13 protein-coding genes are annotated in these 18,414 nt (G+C 71.3%); 3 read left to right on the top strand and 10 right to left on the bottom strand.

All coding sequences use genetic code 11. The features are described 5' to 3' along the window. Positions 1-4: 4 nt before the first annotated feature. The 6 genes from treY to Aph01nite_RS19685 form a co-directional block, all read right to left on the bottom strand. Positions 5-2,212, bottom strand: coding sequence for a malto-oligosyltrehalose synthase (gene treY / locus Aph01nite_RS19710; protein WP_204042387.1), 2,208 nt, complete (start codon positions 2,210-2,212; stop codon positions 5-7). A 31-nt stretch (positions 2,213-2,243) separates the two neighbouring features. Then, the gene (gene glgX, locus Aph01nite_RS19705; RefSeq protein WP_204042386.1) at positions 2,244-4,346 is read right to left on the bottom strand and encodes a glycogen debranching protein GlgX; all 2,103 of its coding nucleotides are present in this window, start codon (positions 4,344-4,346) and stop codon (positions 2,244-2,246) included. Positions 4,347-4,587: 241 nt separating this feature from the next. Continuing rightward, entirely contained in the window at positions 4,588-5,292 is a 705-nt protein-coding gene (locus Aph01nite_RS19700) for an oxygen-binding di-iron domain-containing protein (RefSeq protein WP_204042385.1), read from the bottom strand. 94 nt (positions 5,293-5,386) lie between these two features. Next, a complete protein-coding gene (locus tag Aph01nite_RS19695; RefSeq protein WP_204042384.1) occupies positions 5,387-8,596 on the bottom strand; it encodes an ATP-binding protein in 3,210 nt (1,069 codons plus the stop codon). 28 nt (positions 8,597-8,624) lie between these two features. Beyond that, positions 8,625-9,920 (bottom strand): ATP-binding protein, encoded by a 1,296-nt coding sequence (locus tag Aph01nite_RS19690; protein WP_204042383.1) that lies wholly within the window; start codon positions 9,918-9,920, stop codon positions 8,625-8,627. Further along, the gene (locus Aph01nite_RS19685) at positions 9,917-10,591 is read right to left on the bottom strand and encodes a response regulator transcription factor (protein WP_204042382.1); all 675 of its coding nucleotides are present in this window, start codon (positions 10,589-10,591) and stop codon (positions 9,917-9,919) included. The genes Aph01nite_RS19690 and Aph01nite_RS19685 overlap by 4 nt, the downstream gene beginning before the upstream one ends. A gap of 42 nt (positions 10,592-10,633) precedes the next feature. On the opposite strand from Aph01nite_RS19685, the gene Aph01nite_RS19680 reads away from it, so the two are divergent. Then, positions 10,634-11,242 carry a hypothetical protein gene (locus tag Aph01nite_RS19680; RefSeq protein WP_204042381.1) on the top strand — a complete coding sequence of 203 codons (609 nt, stop codon included), beginning with the start codon at positions 10,634-10,636 and terminating at the stop codon, positions 11,240-11,242. A 4-nt stretch (positions 11,243-11,246) separates the two neighbouring features. Here the strand turns inward: Aph01nite_RS19680 and Aph01nite_RS19675 are convergent, their stop codons facing one another. The 4 genes from Aph01nite_RS19675 to Aph01nite_RS19660 all read right to left on the bottom strand — a co-directional run bounded on the left by Aph01nite_RS19675 (position 11,247) and on the right by Aph01nite_RS19660 (position 14,952). After that, positions 11,247-11,927 (bottom strand): DUF305 domain-containing protein, encoded by a 681-nt coding sequence (locus Aph01nite_RS19675; protein WP_204042380.1) that lies wholly within the window; start codon positions 11,925-11,927, stop codon positions 11,247-11,249. 127 nt (positions 11,928-12,054) lie between these two features. Then, complete coding sequence (locus tag Aph01nite_RS19670) at positions 12,055-12,423, bottom strand: hypothetical protein (RefSeq protein ID WP_204042379.1); 369 nt, start codon at positions 12,421-12,423, stop codon at positions 12,055-12,057. Then, positions 12,413-13,657, bottom strand: coding sequence for a tetratricopeptide repeat protein (locus tag Aph01nite_RS19665; protein ID WP_204042378.1), 1,245 nt, complete (start codon positions 13,655-13,657; stop codon positions 12,413-12,415). Before Aph01nite_RS19665 ends, Aph01nite_RS19670 begins: the two co-directional genes overlap by 11 nt. Further along, a complete protein-coding gene (locus Aph01nite_RS19660) occupies positions 13,654-14,952 on the bottom strand; it encodes a DUF4331 domain-containing protein (RefSeq protein ID WP_204042377.1) in 1,299 nt (432 codons plus the stop codon). The genes Aph01nite_RS19665 and Aph01nite_RS19660 overlap by 4 nt, the downstream gene beginning before the upstream one ends. 703 nt (positions 14,953-15,655) lie before the next feature. On the opposite strand from Aph01nite_RS19660, the gene Aph01nite_RS19655 reads away from it, so the two are divergent. Together Aph01nite_RS19655 and Aph01nite_RS19650 are read left to right on the top strand one after the other, a co-directional pair. Then, the gene (locus tag Aph01nite_RS19655) at positions 15,656-16,660 is read left to right on the top strand and encodes a LacI family DNA-binding transcriptional regulator (RefSeq protein WP_204042376.1); all 1,005 of its coding nucleotides are present in this window, start codon (positions 15,656-15,658) and stop codon (positions 16,658-16,660) included. Then, positions 16,647-18,155, top strand: a complete 1,509-nt coding sequence (locus Aph01nite_RS19650) for a serine/threonine-protein kinase (RefSeq protein WP_204042375.1) — start codon at positions 16,647-16,649, stop codon at positions 18,153-18,155. The genes Aph01nite_RS19655 and Aph01nite_RS19650 overlap by 14 nt, the downstream gene beginning before the upstream one ends. The last annotated feature ends 259 nt before the right edge of the window (positions 18,156-18,414 follow it).

Here is an 18,414-nt window from a genome sequence, read left to right as displayed (position 1 = left end):
GGGCTCATTGGGTATTCCGTTCCAGGATTGCAACCGGGTAACGGGACAGCAGGTGAGCCATCGGGATCAGGCCGGTGTGCTCGGAACCGGTGAGCAGGTCCTGCCAGCTGCCGGGCGGGAGCCGCAGGCTCTCGTGCCGCCACCCGCCGGCCCGCTCCAGCCGGTACGGGAGCCTGGTCGCCACCGCCACCGCCTGGTCGCCGCGCGCGAACGCCACCGCGTGCTCGCCGGTCTCGATCGGCAGGTACGGCGCGCCGGGCGTGAGCCGTCCGCGCAGGTGGAGGGCGGTCGTGGTGACCAGCAGCTTGTCGCCGTCCCAGCTGTCCTCGCCGCTCTTCAGCAGCTCGCGGCGGCGGGCGTAGTCGACCGGGCGGCGGTTGTCGGGGTCGACCAGGGAGAAGTCGGTGATCTCGTTGCCCTGGTAGACGTCGGGGACGCCGGGCATCATCAGCTGGACGACCTTCTGGCCGAGCGAGTTGACGCGGGCGTAGCGGTCCACGACCCGCGTGAACGCGGCGACCGAGTAGCCGCACAGCTCGATCGCCTTCGCGGCGAACTCCCGGATCCCCTTTTCATATCCTTGTTCGCGGTTCTGCCAGGAAATCGACGTTTTAGCCTCACGAGCGGCTTTAAGCAGATATTTCGTGAAACGTTCTGGACTGATGGGCCAGGCGGCCATCAGCGTCTGCCACGCCAGATAATCGAGCTTCGGATCGAACCGTACGGCTCCCGCCCACGACTCCACCGCATCCGCCCAAATATCCGGAATTTCCGACAAAACGGCGAGACGGGCGCGTACGTCCTCGGAGCGTTTCGTGTCGTGCGTCGACAATGTCGTCATCGTCGTCGGGCGCATCTCCGTACAGAACGCATGGAACTCGGCCGGGGAGACCCCGAAACGATCCGGCTCGCCGCCCACCTCGTTGAGGCTGGCCAGCGGGAACCACCGGTAGAGCGCGGTGTCCTCCACGCCCTTGGCCATGACCGGCCCGCAGGTCTGCTGGAACCGGGTCACCGCCTCGGCCGGGCCGCGCAGCACCAGCTGGGCCACCTTCGCCACGGCCGCCGGGTCCGCGTGCGCCGCGGCCTCCCAGGCGGCCGACTGGATCACCCGGGTCGCCTCCTCGCCCGGCTCCTCCCCCGGATTCACGTACGCCCGGTAGACCGGCATGGCCGCCAGCAGCTCCACCAGCGCGTCCCGCAGCCCCGGCTCCCCCAGGGCCGCCGCCAGCCGGTCCACCTCGCCCCGGAAGAACAGGTCGAGCACCTGCTTCTTGCCGTCGTACTTGACGTGGTCGTAGTCGTCGGGCATGCCGGTGTGGCGGGTGAACGCGCGTACCAGCCGGTCCCGGGCGGCGGGGTCCACGAACAGGCGCGTCACCATGTTGAGGGCGTCGTAGCCCGTGGTCCCGTCGCAGTCCCAGTCCGGCGGCAGCCGCTCGCCGTCCATCAGGATCTTCTCCACCCAGACCGGGCCCGGCGCCCGCGCGCGCAGCCGCCGCAGGTAGCCGTACGGGTCGGCGAGCCCGTCGGGATGGTCCACCCGGAGACCGTCGATCACCCCGTCCGCGACCAGCGACAGCATGACCCCGTGCGTCGCGTCGAAGACCGCCGGATCCTCCACCCGCAGCCCGATCAGCGAGGACACGTCGAAGAACCGCCGGTAGCCGGGCGAGTCCCGCCAGGACACCAGCCGGTAGTGCTGCGCCACCAGCAACTCGTGCAGCGGCAGCCCCTCGGTCCCGGCCCTGATCGGGAACTCGTGCTCGTGATAGCGCAGCACGTCCCCGTCCACCACCAGCTCGGGGTCGTCGCCCAGCACGGGCAGATCCACCGGCCAGGTCAGATCGAACCAGTCCGCGTACGGCGATTCCGGCCCGTCCTTCAGCACCGACCAGAGCGCCGCGTTCGCCGACTCCGGCACCGGCACGGTCATGTGGTTCGGCACGATGTCGGCGATCAGCCCCAGCCCCTGCCCGGCCAGCGCCACCAGCTCCTCCCGGCCGCCGAACTCGGCCCGGACGTGCGCGTGGTCGACGACGTCGTAGCCGTGCTGGGAGTCGGGCACCGACTGGAGCACGGGCGACAGGTAGACGTGCCCGACCCCCAGGTCGCGCAGGTATCCGATCAGGTCGGCGAGTTCGCGGAAGCCGAACTCGGGCGTCAGCTGGACCCGGTACGTGGACGTCACGGCCTCTCTCACAGCTCCCATACTGACCTTTCCGGGCCGTCGAAAGCGAGGATCACCCGGCTTCTCTGCGCAGCACCCGTACCGACCGGCCGGCCACCGGGATGCCCTCGCCCGCCCGGCACATCCGGGAGTCGGTGCTGATCGGCATGGCGGTGTCCAACTCGGTGGTCCACATCTCGCCGTAGTCCTTCGGGATGGTGAACGTGATCACGTCGTAGTGGGCGTTGAACAGGAGCAGGAACGAGTCGTCCCGGATGCGCCTGCCGCGCCGGTCGGGCTCGGTGATCGCGTCCCCGTTGAGGAAGACCGCCAGCGCCCGCGCGTACCCGTTGCTCCAGTCGCCGTCGGCCATCACCGTCCCGGACGGGGTGAACCACACGATGTCGCTCAGCTGGTCGTCGGAGCCCCTAACCGGGCGGCCGTAGAAGAATCGCCGCCGCCGGAACACCGGGTGCTCCCGCCGCAGCCGGGACACGCGCCGGGTGAAGTCCAGCAGCAGCCAGTTCTCGTGCCAGTCCACCCAGCTGATCTCGTTGTCCTGGCAGTAGGCGTTGTTGTTCCCTTGTTGCGTACGCCCGAGTTCGTCCCCGTGCGACAGCATCGGCACGCCCTGGGACAGGAACAGCGTCGCCAGGAAGTTCCGCTTCTGCTGCTCTCTGAGCTGCGCCACCGGCCCGGTCGCCGGGCCCTCCACCCCGCAGTTCCACGACCGGTTGTCGTTCGCGCCGTCCCGGTTGTCCTCGCCGTTCGCCTCGTTGTGCTTCTCGTTGTACGAGACGAGGTCCTCCAGCGTGAACCCGTCATGACATGTCACGAAATTGATGGATGCGGCTGGTCTGCGGCTGTCGTCCTGATACAGGTCGCTGGAGCCGGTCAGCCGGGACGCGAACTCCGGCAGCCGCGCGGGCTCACCCCGCCACAGGTCCCGGATGGTGTCCCGGTACTGGCCGTTCCATTCCGTCCACCGCGCCGGGAAGTTCCCGACCTGGTACCCGCCCGGCCCCACGTCCCAGGGTTCGGCGATCAGCTTGACCTGCGACAGCACCGGGTCCTGCTGCACCAGGTCGAAGAAGGCGCTCAGCCGGTCCACGTCGTGCAGTTCCCGGGCCAGCGAGGAGGCCAGGTCGAAGCGGAAGCCGTCCACGTGCATCTCGGTGACCCAGTACCGGAGCGAGTCCATGATCAGCTGCAGCGCGTGCGGCGACCGCATCAGGAGGCTGTTTCCGGTCCCCGTGGTGTCCATGTAATGCTTCGGGTCGCTCTCGACCAGCCGGTAGTAGTTCCGGTTGTCGATTCCGCGCATTCCCAGCGTGGGGCCCAGATGATTGCCCTCGGCCGTGTGGTTGTAGACCACGTCGAGAATGACCTCGATATTGGCCTCGTGCATGGCCTTCACCATGGCTTTGAACTCCAGCACCTGCCCGCCCAGTTCCCCGGAACTGGAATACGCGTTGTGCGGCGCGAAGAACCCGATGGTGTTGTATCCCCAGTAGTTCGTCAGCCCCCGCTTCTCCAGCACGTCATCGCTGACGAACTGGTGAATCGGCATCAACTCGATCGCCGTCACGCCCAGGCTGGTCAGGTGGTCGATGATCTCCGGGTGCCCGAGCGCCGCGTAGGTCCCCCTGATCCGCTCCGGAATCCGCGGATGATTGATCGTCAGCCCTTTGACATGGGCCTCATAAATCACCGTGTCGTGGTACGGCGTCGCCGGCGGCCGGTCATGCCCCCACCCGAAGAACGGATTGATCACCACCGACCGCGGCATGAAGGGCGCCGAATCCTCGTCGTTCCGGCTGTCCGGCTCCCCGAAGTTGTAGCCGTACACCGCCTGGTCCCACTGGATCGCCCCCTCGATCGCCTTCGCGTACGGATCGAGCAGCAACTTCCGCGGATTGGACCGCAACCCCTTCGCCGGCTCGTACGGCCCGTGCACCCGGTACCCGTACCGCTGCCCCGGCTGCACCCCCGGCAGGTAGCAGTGCCAGACGAACGCCTCCACCTCACTCAGCGGGACGCGCTCCTCCACCCCCTCCGCGTCGAACAAACACAGCTCCACCCCATCCGCCACCTCACTGAACAACGCGAAGTTCGTCCCCGCCCCGTCATAGGTAGCCCCCAACGGATAGGGATCCCCCGGCCATATCTCCCGCATGCCACCCATCGTCCACGCCATCCCCACTCCCTGCCCACCGTTCCCGTGTTAAGCCCACGTGACCACACCTTCGGTGGACAACCGAGAGCAACCAGTGATCCTCCGAAGTCGCATCTCGCCATCCACGCCACCGCGGTGCATCCCGCCCGAGGTGAATCCCGCCGCCGTGAGGACACTGCTCACCGGGACGAGCATGAGCGATGCCTGCGCCGGCACCTTGGGGGTCGAAGTCGAGTGAGGGTTAGTGGTGGAGGTCGCGGAGGGTGTCGAAGGCGCGGGGGATGTGGGGGCCGGTGATGGTGGGGCCGTGGGCGGTGGTGATGGCGGTGAGTTCCATGGTGGCGAGGTGGTCCAGGTAGTGGCCGTGGGCGTGGGGGTCCAGCCAGGCGTGCCAGGGGCTGAGGGTGGTGCTGTGGTGATGGAGGGAGTCCAGGTAGTCGTCCAGGGGGAGGTCGGCGGCGTCGAGGGTGGGGGTTGGGGTGATGGCGCCGAAGCAGTCGGCGGACCAGTAGACGCCGCTGCGGTCGTCGTACAGGCCGAGGGTGGTGGAGTTGTCGTAGAGCGGGGGGCGGACGGCGGTGAGGACGCGGTCGCCGGCGTGGAAGGCGTCGCCGTCGGTGATCGGGTGGGTGCGGTCGCTGAGGGGGTGGAGCAGGCGGGGGGAGGTGACCAGGGTGGCGTTGGGGCAGAGGTCCAGGGCCAGGGGGAGGTTGCCGATGTGGTCGGGGTCGTCGTGGCTGATGAAGATCCAGCGCACGTCCGCGGGGTCGACCACGGAGAAGACGTCCTCACGCCAGGCGTCGCGGTGCATCGCGGCGCCCGTGTCCACCAGGACCGGCTCCCGCCCGGTGATCACCATGGTGTTGATGGCGGTGTAGCCGTCCTCGATCCGTTCGAGTCTCGGGATGAGCACGGTGTCGGGGGCGATGCGATGTGGTCCAACCATGCGGACAGGGTCGCGGAAGCGGCTTGCCTCCGTCTTGGCGGCTACTTGCCCAGGTTGGAGAGGCCTGCGGAGTCGGGCGCCCAGCGGGGCTCGGCTATTCGGTGAGGGCTGGGAGGCCGGAGGTTGTGAGGAAGTGGTGGGCGGCGGTGAGGTGGTGGGTGGCGGTGGTGGGGCGGTTCAGGGTTCGGGCCAGGTGGGACAGGCAGAGGTCGGTGATGGACCAGCCGAGGAGGCGGCCGCTGTTGGGGTGGAAGTGGGTGTAGAGGGCTTCGGCGGCTTGGGGGTTGCGGAGGGTGGCGCAGATGCGGCTGAGGGAGTCGGGGATGAAACGGTAGGTGAGGTCGCTGGCGATGGTGGCGAAGCCGTCCTGGGCGAGGGTTGTGAAGATGGCGGCGGCTTCGTCGTGGCGGCCCAGGTCGAGGAGGGTGTGGCAGCGCAGGACGGTCCAGACGGGCTGGCCTGGGCGGGTTTCGAGGACGTTGTCGGCGATGGTCAGGGCGGTGTGGAGGTCGCCGCGGAGGCGGGCGGTCTGGGCGCGCATGAGCAGGGCGCGTAGTTGGGCGCCGTCGCCGCCGAGGGCGCCTTCGGGGTGGGCGCGGGCGGCTTCCTCGGCTTCGGCGATGGCCGTGTCCAGGTCGCCCGCGAGGTAGGCCCGGATCGCCGCCTGCCATTCGGCGAGCCCGATCAGGGAGGGCTGGCGCAAGCGTCGGGCGGTCTGACGCAGCCAGTCCAGGAGCGGGCCCGCGGCCGTGAACTCTCCGGAGGAGACCATCTCCACGTAGCGCGCCTCGCCGGCCAGCCATTCGTCCACGAGATCGCCGGTGGCCGCCGCGCTCTCCGCCATCCGCGCCACCAGCTCACGCCGCTCCGCGGCCCCGGCGATCCCCCGCGAGAGGATCTCGACCGCGCTCAGCGCCCGCAGCCGCGACCGGTCGTCCCGCGCCTCCCGTACGGCCCGGGCCGCCAGCTCCCGGCTCTCCCCCGGCGGCCGGATGAACGACCCCATGATCGCCGAAGCCGCCAGCAGCGGCGACCGCCACCGCTCCCCCGCCTGAGCCAGCGCCCGGTCGATCCGCCCCAGCAGCGCCTCCGAGGCCGCCCACTCCTCGTACATCGCCCAGCCCAGCGGGTCGGAGAACCCGAGCGCGGCCTTGGCCAGCCGTTCGTCGTCCCCGAGCCGGTCGGCCAGGGCCGCGGCCTCGTCTAGGGTGGCGTGCACGCGCGAGTTCATCCCGGCCACCGACTGCGCCTCGGCCAGCTCCAGGAGCAGATCGCACTTGAGCTCGAGGTCGGTCACCGGCAGCTGCCCGGTCAGCGCCACGGCCTGCTCCAGATGCCCGGCCGCGTCCTCGTACGCGAACTGCTCGGTCGCGTGCCGGGCGGCCTGCCTGGCGTACTCGATGGCCCTGGCCGCCATGCCGGCGATGACCAGCCCTTCCCGGTAGTGGTAGGCGAGTTCGGCCAGGTGGGTGCCACGCCCCTCCAGGACGGCCGCCACCCGGGCGTGCAGGCGACGGCGGCGCAGTGGCGCGAGCCCGTCGCGCAGCACGTCCCTGACGATGTCGTGCGAGAAGGCGTAGACGAGGGAGCGTTCGGTGAGCAGCCGGGACCGTACGGCCTCGTCGAGCACGTCGAGGACGTCGTCCTGGGGCAGGTCCAGCACGTCCAGCAGCACTCCCAGTTCGGCCTCCCGGCCGATCAGCGCCGCCGCGCTGAGCACGTCGTGCGCGCCGGGCGGCATCGCGGCCAGCCTCCCCCGCAGCACGTCGGCCACCGCCCCGGGAGCCTCCTCGCCCAGGCTCAGGAAGAACGGATTGCCCCCGGTCCTGCGCAACTCCTCGGCCGCCCGCGCCGGATCCGCCCCGGAACGCTCCAGGTACTCGGCGACCGCGTCCTCGGAAAGCCCGCCGAGCGTGACGCGCTCCACATGCGGCAGCCGGGACAGCGTGGCCAGCGTACGCGCCAGCGGCTCACTCACCTCGGTGTCCCGGTACGTGGCCAGCACGGTCAACTCCGGACACGGCCGCGTACTCGCCAGAAAGTCGAGCAGCCGCAACGAGGACGCGTCCGCCCACTGCAGGTCGTCCAGCACCACCAGCACCGGCCCGGCGTTGAGCAGCCGGGCCACGGCCTCGAACATCGGAAACTCACCGGTCGCCCCGGTGATCTCAGCCAGTTCCCCGGCTTGCCCGGTCAGCGCGCGAACCACCTGCACCCACGGCCAGAACGGCGGCGCCCCACCCCCATCCCAGCACCGCCCGAATACGACTCGACTGTCCGCACCGCGCCCGGCATACCCGGACAAGCCGGGTTCGTCCCGTTGACGGGAAGGGGGGACGGCATCCCCGAGCGAACCGGGTTCGCGCTGGAGCGCCGCGGATTCCACGAGGCTGGTTTTGCCGATGCCGGGTTCGCCGGAGATGAGGACGACGCGGTGGCCGGGGGTGGTGATGGCGCGGTGGAGGGTGGCCGTTTCGGTAGTGCGGCCGAGGACGACGGTGGGGGCGGGTGTGGGGGTGGCCGGGGAGAGGGGAACCGGGGTGAGAGCGGGGTCCTGGGAGAGGATGCGGGATTCGAGGTCGCGGGAACGGGGGTCGGGGTCGAGGCCGAGGTCGTCGACGAGGAGGCGGCGGCCCTCGGCGAGGGTGGCGAGGGCGTCGGCTTGGCGGCCGGACTGGTAGAGGGCGTGGGCGGCGAGGCGGCGGAGGCGTTCGCGCAGGGGGTGGGCGGAGACCAGGAGCGTGAGGTCGGGGACCAGGTCGGAGCCTCGGGCCAGCGCCAGGTCGGCTTCAGCGGCGTCCTCGACCAGGGAGAGGCGCAGTTCCGTGAGGGCGAGGCGTTCGTCTTTGGCCCAGCTCTGGTCCTCGAAGCCGGCCAGCGGTTCGCCGCGCCATTCGCTGAGGGCCAGGCGGAGTTCTCTGACCGCTTTGGCGGGATCTCCGGCGGCCAGGAGCCGCCGGCCTTCGGCCGCCCGTGCGGTGACCCGGCGGCGGTCCACGACCTCGTCGGGGATGTCCAGCGCGTACCCGCCGGGTCTGCTCACCAGGATGGAGGCCGCGCCTCTGCGGGCCCGGCCGGGTTCGAGCACGCGGCGCAGCTTCGACACGTACGCCTGGACGGTGTTGACGGCGCCGGCGGGAGCGCCGTCCTCCCAGAGGGCGTCGATGAGGCGGCTCACGCTCATCGGACGGGGCGCGGCCAGGAGGCAGAGCGCCAGCACCGCACGCTGCTGGGCGGGGCCGATGTCGAGCGGGCCGCCGTCCGCGCCGATCACCGCGATAGGCCCCAGAACCCGGAATTCCACGCCGCCGACTCTATCGGGATATGTCACATCAACTCAGGGCTCGGCCCAGCAGCCTGCGCGTACGCGGCTTCGGCGTCTGCGGCGAGGTACGCAGCCAGAGCTGCACGCCCGCGCCGCCGAGGGCGGAGCGTTCGACGCGGACCGACCCGCCGGTGGACTCGGCCAGGCGGCGGGCGATGTCCAGGCCGAGCCCGGTGGATCCGGCCCCGCTGTGGCCGCGTTTCAGGGCGCCCTCCGGGTCGGCGATGCCGGGCCCCGCGTCGGCGACCAGGATGCCGACCATGCCGCTGCCCTGGTGCAGGGTGACGGCGAAGGGCGTGCCCTGCGGGGTGTGCCGGAACACGTTGCCGAGGGTGGCGTCCACGACCGCGCTGAGTTCGGCGGCGGCCACCGGGACCGGGGCGGGGGCGTCCGCCCCGATCAGCTCCCACGGCCGGCCCTGGTCCTCGGCCAGCGCCGACCAGAAGACCAGCCGTTCGCGCAGCACCTCGGCCGCGTCGCAGCGCCCGGGCATCGGACGGGACGGGCGGCGGGCGGCCTCGATGATGGCGTCCACCTCCCGTTCCAGCCGGTCCACCTGCTCGGCCGCCGGGCCGTGGTCGCCGAGCTGGAGGCGGAGCGCGGTCAGGGGCGTACGGAGGCGGTGGGACAGGTCGGCGGCCATCTCACGCTCGGCGGCGAGCAGCCCGGCCACCTGGTCGGCCATGGTGTTGAACGCCTGCCCTGCCGCGACCAGCTCGGGCGGCCCGTCGGGCTCGATCCGTACCGACAGGTCGCCGGAGCCGAGCGAGGTCGCGGCGTCGCCGAGCCGCCGGGTGGCCCGCACCACCCGCGCGCCCAGCCGGTCGGCGACCACCACGGACCCGGCCACCAGGACCACCGCGACCCCGGTGAGCACCGCCCACGACGTGGCGACGCCCCTGGTCAGGTCCGACTCGGGGGCGTACACCTCGATCACCGCGGTGCGGCCGCGATCCAGCGCGACCGGCCGCAGCAGCACGTAGCCGCCGGGGAGCCGCAGCGTCGTGGCCCGCGCCGACGCGACCGCCGTGCCGGGCGCCCGGCCGCGCCCGACCGTGCCGGTGGGCAGGTGTACGGCCAGCCGCCCGGCGGCCCCGGCGGGAGTGCTGGCCAGCGCCCGTTCCAGCCGTTTGGCGTCCACGGTCAGCACCAGCGCGGGCACGATCGCGGTCGCCTGCCGCTCGGCCTCGGCCAGCGCCCTGGTCTCGGCGACCTCCTTCACCACGGCGGCCAGCGGGATCAGGAACGCCAGCGCCACCATCGCGGTGACGGCCACCGCGACCAGCGCCAGGCCCCGCCTCACGGCGCGCTGATGCGTACGCCGACGCCCCGCACGGTGTGCAGGTAGCGCGGCTGGGACGCGCTCTCGCCGAGTTTGCGCCGCAGCCAGGACAGGTGCACGTCGATGGTCTGGTCGTCGCCGTAGGACTGCTGCCACACCTCGGCCAGCAGCTCCTTGCGGGACACCACGGTGCCGGGCCGCGCGCACAGGTAGGCGAGCAGGTCGAACTCCCGCCGGGTCAGCTCCAGCTGCGTCCCGTCCAGGTACGCCTCCCGCCGATCCGGATCCACACTCAGCCCGCCCACCCGGATCGTCCTGGTGACCGGTACGGCCCTGGCCCGCCGCAGCAACGCCTCCAGCCGGGCGTTCAGATGGTCGCCGGAGAAAGGCTTGATCAGGTAGTCGTCCGCACCCGCCCGCAACAGCCGGATGATCTCGCGTTCGTCGTCGCGCGCCGTGGCCACGATCACCGGCACATCGGAGATCGCGCGCAGCATCTTCAGCGCCTCGGCACCGTCCAGGTCGGGCAGCCCCAGGTCGAGCACGACCACGTCGGGCGGGTAGTGCGCGATGTCGCGGAGCGCGTCGAGGGCGCGTCCCGCGCTGCGCACCGCGTGGCTGCGCCCGACCAGGTCCCGGATGATCGCCGAACGGACGAACTCGTCGTCCTCCACCACCAGCACGGTAGCCATGAGCCAGTACGCTACGGCACTTCTAGGTCATAATTCCGACCTATGCACCTACCAAGGGCAATCGGGTACACACTCGCCTGGTGCGGCGCGACGGCGCTCGCGGTGACCGTGGCCTGGCTGGGTGTCGGCGAGGTGCTGCACGCCACCGTCCTCGGGGAGGACCCGCCCGCGCCCCTCCTCGTGGCGGCCCCGCCCACCGCGGTGTCGGGCGTGTCCCGCGCCCTCTCGCCCCCGCCCTCGATCCCCGCCTCGTCGTCGTCACCGCCGGCCGCGTCGCCGTCCCCGTCCGCGCGCGGGCCCCGGCCGTCCAAGTCCCCGGCTCGCCGCCCGACCGCGACCCCCCAGCCCGTACGGCCCAGCTCCACGCCCGGGGCCACGAGCCCGCCGCGCCCGAGGACCCCGCGTACCACCCCCAGCCCGACGCCCGGCGAGGTCCTGCACACGTTCACGCTCAGGGGCGGCCGGGCGACCGTGGCCGTACGGGAGAAGGACTGCCGGATGGTGTCGGCCACGCCCGCCGACGGCTACGAGCTGAAGGTCTGGGAGGAGGCGTTCTGGCTGCGGATCACGTTCCTGAAGGGCGGCACGGAGTCCTCGGCCTTCTGCACCTGGAACACGCTCCCCCCGCGCCTGGACACCTACGAGAACTGACCGGTCACTTCTTCAGCCGGGTCAGGTACTTCTTCATCTCCTTGAGCTCGGACTCCTGGGTGACCACCATGCCGCCGGCCATGGCCTTGGCGTCCGCGTGCGCGCCCTGCTCCTGCTCCGCCCTGGCCAGGGTGAGCGCACCCTCGTGGTGCGCGATCAGCAGCGTGACGAACATGCGGTCGAAGGCGGCGCCCGAGGCGGCGGCCAGCTTGTCCATCTCGGCCTTCGAGACGCCGCCGGGCAGGTCGTGGTCGCGGGGCAGCGGCTCCTCGCCCCAGCCGTCCAGCAGGCCCTTGAGCAGGCGGATCTCGGGCTCGCGCTGGCTGCGGACGCGACCGGCCAGGTCCCTGACCCACAGGTCGTCGGCGCGGGTGGCGGCCAGCTGGGTCAGGTCCAGGGCCTGCAGGTGGTGCGGGATCATCGAGGCCGCGAAGGTGACGTCGGCGTCGTTGTAGCCGGCGGCCGGGGTGGTCACGGCCGCCGCGGGACTGGCTTCTGCGCCGGCCGTCGCGCTGGGCTCGGCTTCGGGCGTGGCCGCGGGGGAAGATGCCGCAGGGGGAGAGGCCGCGGCGGAGGTCTCGGCGGTGGCCGGCGGGCTGGCGGGGGCCGCCGCAGGCGTCTCCTGGCTGCACGCGGTCAGCAGGGCCATCAGGACGGGCACGGCGATCCACCGGTAGGTCGTCATGGGCTTGGACCTTACCGAAAGCCGGATAAGAGGAAGCTCAGACCGATAAGGCGGGAGATGAATTGTCCGCCGCCACGCCGTATACGTCTGGCTGGAGCTCCCACGAGCGGACCCGTGGGAGCTCCCGCTACGAGTTCGCGGTCCGGCCGATCACCACGATCGGGCCGTTGCCCTTGGGGTCGAAGACGACGCCGAGGAAGGTCCCGTCCCGGCCGGTGAAGTCCACCGCGTACGTCTCCCCCACCGGGCGTTCCGCGATCTGCCACTCGGCGCCCATGCGCTGCCGTACGGCGCCGAAGACGGTCTCCGAGACGTCGGGCAGGTCGCTGTGCACGTGCACCACGTAGCTGTGCCGGACCGAGGCCGGCGCGGTGCCGTCCGGGCCGGGTTCCCAGTAGGGGTCGCACTCCTCGACCTCGTCCAGCTGCACCTCGGCCCGGCCGCCGAACTGCTCGGCCACCTCGTCCACCAGTCGGCGAAGCAGATCACCGTCCACGCGCCACCTCCATTCTCCGCAGGACAGGCAGGTTCGGGTTGAGCTCCAGCGCCCGGGCCAGGCTGCGCTTCGCGGCGGCCCGCCGGCCCAGGGCGCGCTCGATCTCGGACCGGTGGTAGGCCGCCAGCGCGCTGTCGGCGCGCGCGAACCTGATCGCGTCCCGGTCCCGTCCCGCCCGGTGCAGCGCCCAAGCGTACGCGTCGGACACCTCGCTCGTGGGGCGGCGCGACCACTCCCCGGCCAGATACACGACCGCGGTCATCGGGTCGCCGTGGTCGGCCTCGAACCGGCCCGCCGTCAGGTCGTCGATGACGCCGCCGGCGGCGAACAGCTTGAGCGCCGCGCGGAAGACCCGGAACTGGGTCTCGGCCTCGGCCTCGCGGCCCAGGGACTTGAGCAGTTCGCCGTATTCCATGAGGGTCTGCGGCTCCGGGTTGCGGGCGACCGCGGTCGCGTACGCGCGGACGGCTTCCCGGTCGCGGCCGAGTGAAACCAGCGCGCGGGCCCGGCCGGCCAGCGCGGCCGGGTAGCCGGGGTGGGCGGCCAGCGCCAGCTCGTACGAGCGCAGCGACGGGCGGCCGGTGTGCCAGGCGAGGTCGCCCCTGCGGCAGTGGATGTCGGCGATGTCGGTCATGCCGGCGGCCGAGTCCAGGGCCATCTTGAGGGCGTCGGAGGCCCGGCCGTACTGGTTCTTCAGCCGGAAGAGGTGGGCGGCGCGGACGAAGGAGGCCACGCCGGGTTTGGTGTCCAGCATGGCCTGGAGGGCCTTGTGGGCCTTGCGCGGGTCGCCGAGCTGCAGGTACGCGTCGGAGAGCAGGCCGTGGGCGAGCGGGTTGGCCGGGTTGGCGGCGGCGGCCTTGATCGCCCAGTCCCGGGAGCCGTCGAACTCGTGCCGGGCGCCGGTCAGCGCGGCCATGCCCACCAGGGCCGTGTCGTTGCCGGCGGGCCGCAGCCGCAGCGACTCGCGCAGCGCGTTCTCGGCCTTCGGGTAGTAGGCCGGGTTCGCGGTGACCCGGGCCTGCTCGAGGTAGCCGAGGCCCAGCTCGGCCCAGACCGTGGCGTCGCCCGGGGCCCGCGTCAGGTAGCGCCGGTCGGCTTCGATGCGCCCGGGCAGGTCGAACGCGAACGCGCGGATCGGGGGCGGGCCGGTGTCCTCGTCCGGGTCGCCGTACACGATGAGCGCCACGGCCACCAGGGCGGCGATGGTGACCAGCACGGACGCGGCGCGTCTCATGGCTGCCTCCGGAGTTCTGGGGCGGCCTCGTACGGGAAGCCGGTGACGCCCTTGGCCGGGCTCAGCCAGGCCGCCGGCGGCGCGCCCCCGCCCACGGGTTCGCCTCTGGCCAGGCGCGTGAACGCCACGGTCACGTTGTCGGTCAGCCGCCGCCCGTTCGGCCAGCCCTGCGGGTCGCCGCCGGCCAGTCCGTACGGGTCGGGCCTGGCGGTGACCGGCGTCGTCATGTTCAGCCGGGTCATCTCGGCCGGGACGATCCTGGCGGGATCGGCGTCCCGGTTGAGCAGGTGCGCGTTGAGGTCGATCCTGATCGGCCCGGTGGCCTCGGCGATGCCGGTGAGGAAGACCTGCTCCAGGTCGATGCGCGGCTCCTTCGGCGGCAGCCCCGTCGCGAGCGTCCTGGACACGAGCGGGTGGTGCACCGCCGCCCGCAGCTCCGCCCACGCGTGGTCGGTGTGCGGCGAGGACACGTTCTGGTACGCGTCCCGCAGCGGCTGCGGCAGCAGACCGTCCCCGAACATGGCCGACCCCTCCCGCGACACCTGCCGGTACGGCCGCGCCGCCGCGTCCCGCAGGTCGAGCGACCGCCGCGACGAGGTCGCCCAGATCCCCACGACCGGGTTGCGTCCGACGTCCCCGTTGAGCGCCAGCTCCGTCTTCGGCAGCTGGACGGCGATGGAGTGCACGTTGAACGGCGTGCCGCCTGCGAGCACGCGGAATTCCGCGTACGGGTCCCTGACCTGGCCGGAAAAGGTCTGCCCGCCCCCGGGCAGCGGCACGACGGCCCGCTTCCACTCCACCGCGAACCCGGCCCCGACGGTGTCCTCGACGGGGTCCTCGACGGGGTACGGCCCGACCGGCGCGTCCGCCAGCAGCACCTCAAGCCCGCGCCCCGGTTGGAGGACCTCCAGCCGGTAGCTCTGCGGCGGCTGCTCGCGGAGGTCCGGTCGGCCGTCGTGGTACCGCCACCGGTAGGTCAGCTCGGGTCTGCCGTCGCCGGTGTTGTCGAAGTGCAGGTCGTAGAAGCCCTGGGTGGCGAAGCGGTACCAGGGCAGCGGGGTGTCCGGCAGTTCGAAGGGCAGGTGGTTCCAGATGACGGTGACCGTGTCGGGGCGGTCGGGGCTGGTGAAGGCGTACAGGTCGGTGACGTCCGTACGCGGGTCGAGAATCTGGGTCGGGGCGGCGAGGTGGTTGGACGCCTGACCGGGAAGGGTGCCGGGACCCGCCAGGAAGCCCGCGGCGAGCATCGAGCCCGCGACTCCTCCAGCCGCGATCCGCTTCGAGGCCTGATTCATGCTTTTCCTCATCGAGATGTACCAGTTTCCAGTATCACGATGTGTAACGATTTCCATTACACAGGGTGATCAGTGGTGATCGTCCCCCCTATCGCCCATGGCAATCGGGACGGATATGAAAGATCGGGTACATACGCTCCACTTGAGCACCGAAACACCCGGCGTCTAACGGACGGTGGTAACGCCGGGCCTGTGAACGTACCCAGGGGGAGGTCAAACCGGCCGGATGGCGGGCGCCGGCGACCCCTCTCACCCCTCCGGCAATTTGCGCGGGGCCGCCCCTCCGCTGTCCAGTCCCCCCGCTCTGACCCGGACCCACCGCGGCCCTCCGATAATCATCAAACACTTTGTCGAACAGAGTGCCTGCTCCTGCGCTGTGTAGGAGATCGAGCCGGCCGCGCCCCCGCCGACTCGGACAAATAGCCGGGGAAACATGTGAATTCTCGATGTCAAGATATTTGACTACATTATGTACATCTTTGACTACAAAACGTCATTTTTCCAGTTTTTAGAGTCTCGATTGCCCCGATATCCCCACAGATTGGCAGGTATTCATCTACCCTGCCCGTGTGTGCAAGGCCGGTGAAAAACGATGAAAGGTTTCATCGCTATGAAACCTCTGTTGACACGCCCGAAACAGTGATACGTTCTTGGGAGCGCTCCCAAGCCGCCGCGTGACACACTTCGGGCCTGAGGAGACCGGATGGCCGATCTTCCCACCCTCGCAGAGGTAGCCGCCGCTGCTGGCGTCTCCCCGGCAACCGCTTCCCGAGTCCTGACGGGCTCGGTACGCGTCACTACATCGACCAGGCGACAGGTGCACGACGCCATGTCCCGCCTTGGTTATGTAAGGCGCCGCGCCCCTCGGGGCTCGACCGCCAGACGCACCGACCAGATCGTGGCCGCCGTGATCTGCGAGCAGACTCCACGGCTGTTCAGCGAACCCTTCTACGCCCGACTGCTGTCGGCGGCCGAGGAGGTGTTCGCCGCCCACGGGGTCCCCCTCGTGGTGATGACGGCCACCCCCGCCACCGCGGCGATCGCGGCCCCACCGCTGGTCGCGGGGGCCGTGGACGGGGTGCTCCTGGTGGGCGCCCGGGCCAGGCACCCACTGGCCGTCACCCTCGCCGCGTCCGGCATCCCGGTGCGCAGCGCGGGCCGGCCGCCGGACGGCGTGGATCTCCCGTACGTCGACATGGACAACCGGGACGGCGGGCGGCAGGCCGCGGAACACCTGCTGCTGGGCAACCGCCGCGTGATCGCCACCATCGCCGGGCCGCCGACCCTGCCCGCCGCCCGGGACCGTCTCGACGGCTTCCGGGAGACGCTCAGGGACGCGGGCATCACCGACATGCCCGTGGCCTACGGCGACTTCACCCACGCTTCCGGCGCGCACGCGATGCAGTGGCTGCTGCAGCGCGCGCCGCGCCTGGACGCCGTCTTCGCGGCGTCCGACGTGATGGCCGCCGGCGCGATGCAGGCGCTGCGACGGGCCGGGCGCAAGGTGCCCGACGACGTCGCGGTGATCGGCTTCGACGACGCGCCCATCGCCAGGCACACCACCCCCGCCCTCACCACCGTCCGCCAACCGGTCGAGGAGCTCGCCGCCCTGGCGGCGCGCATGCTGCTCATGGCCCTCGCCGAGGACGAGATACCCAAGGGCAACCCCGTGCTGCCCACGGAACTGGTCGTCCGTGAATCAACCTGAGCTGGCCGAAGGCGACGTCCTGACCCGTCGCTATCTGCTTCAGGAGCGGATCGCCACGGGAGGCATGTCGGTGATCTGGCGTGCCTTCGACCAGTCCTTACAGCGGACTGTGGCGATCAAGGTGCTGGACGGGGCACTGGACGGCGACAACCCGGGCCGCGAGCTGATCAGGCGCGAGGCCCGGGCCACCGCCCGGCTGATCCATCCGGACGCCATCGAGGTGTACGACTACGGCGAGACGGTCACCCCCCGTGGCCGGCTCGCCGCGTACGTCGTGATGCGGCTCCTGGAAGGCAGGTCACTGGCCGACCGGCTCAGCGAGGGCCCGCTGCCGTGGGCGGAGGCCACCGCCATCGCCGCCCGGCTGGCCCTGGTGCTGGCCGCGGCCCACGAGCGGGGCATCGTGCACCGCGACGTCACACCGGAGAACGTGCTGCTCGCCTCGGACGGGGCGAAGCTGCTCGACTTCGGCATCGCCGTGTTCGCCGGCGAGGCCGACGACGAGCTGGTGGCCGACTTCGGCACCCCGCCCTACGTGGCGCCGGAGCGGCTCAAGGAGCTACCCGCCGCCCCGGCCGTGGACGTCTACTCGCTGGGCGTCCTGCTGTACGAGATGCTCACCGGCGTCCCGCCGTACCCGGAGACGACCTGGGAGGGGATCGAGGCGGCCCGCAGGGAGGGCCCGCCGCCCAGCCCGGACAGCGTGCCGGGGCTGCCGCCGGAGATCGCGGCGCTGTGCCGGCAGTGCCTGTCCCCCGACCCGACCGTACGGCCGAGCGCGCGCGAGGTGGCCGAGGCCCTGATGCCCGGCGAGACCGGGCGGGAGCCCGGCTGGCTGAAGTGGGCGGCCGGGGTGGCCGGCGTGCTGGCGCTCGGGGTGCTGCTCTGGCAGCAGCCCACCCTCGCCCCCGCGGGCGTGGCCGCCGAGACCCTGCCGACCCCGGCGGCCCACGCCACCCAGCGCACCGGGGAGGCCGCGGAGTCGACCCCGCGCGCCACCGACCGGGCCAGGCCGATCCTCAACCCGGATCGCACCGGCGAGCCGGAACCCGACCGGGACACCGGCTCCGCCGACGCCGGTGACGACGGTGACAACGACGGCGGCGGGTCCGGTGCCGATCCGGATCCCGACCCGACGCCCGGCACCCGGCCGCAGCCCTCGCCGACGGGCAAGAAGCCGGGCGCTACCAGGACGCTGGCGCCGCTGCCCCTGGCCAGCCCGGTGAGCTCGGGCTCGGTCGAGGAGGAGGCGGCGGCCTTCGTGGCGCTGCTGGACTCCGGGGCCGGGAGCGGGGAGATCACTTCACTGGCCGTCCAGGACCTGCGCACCCTGGTGCAGAACATGATCGCGAACAATGATCCGAGTGCCGTGGGGAACATCCGGATCAAGCTCAACGACCGGCTGCGCGAGGGCGCGCTGACGCCGGGACTGAAGTCGAAGCTGGACGCGGCGCTGGATCGCGTCAAGGCCGCGTTCGACGCGCGGGGAACCTGACGGCCGGTGCGGCTCGCGGGTCGCGAGCCGCACCGGAACGGGGGTTGACAAACGCGTCTAATTAGGCTCTCGTATGGGAGCGCTCCCAGTGATCATGCTTGTCTGCCCTTGAAAACCCCGTCAGACCCAGCGGAAATACCTGAATCTTTCAGAACTCTTCGTGCAGATAAGTTCCGTATAAAGAGCTGTAAGCCAGGTGAAAGCAACCCGCAAGCCGACCTCCCTAGTGTTACTGATGTCCCGAGATCACTAGGAAGGC

It is taken from the genome of Acrocarpospora phusangensis, from assembly GCF_016862995.1.
In the GTDB taxonomy this organism is placed as follows: Bacteria; Actinomycetota; Actinomycetes; order Streptosporangiales; family Streptosporangiaceae; genus Acrocarpospora; species Acrocarpospora phusangensis.
Note: the sequence above shows the minus strand (reverse complement) of the source record. Positions and strands in the feature narration are given on the sequence as shown.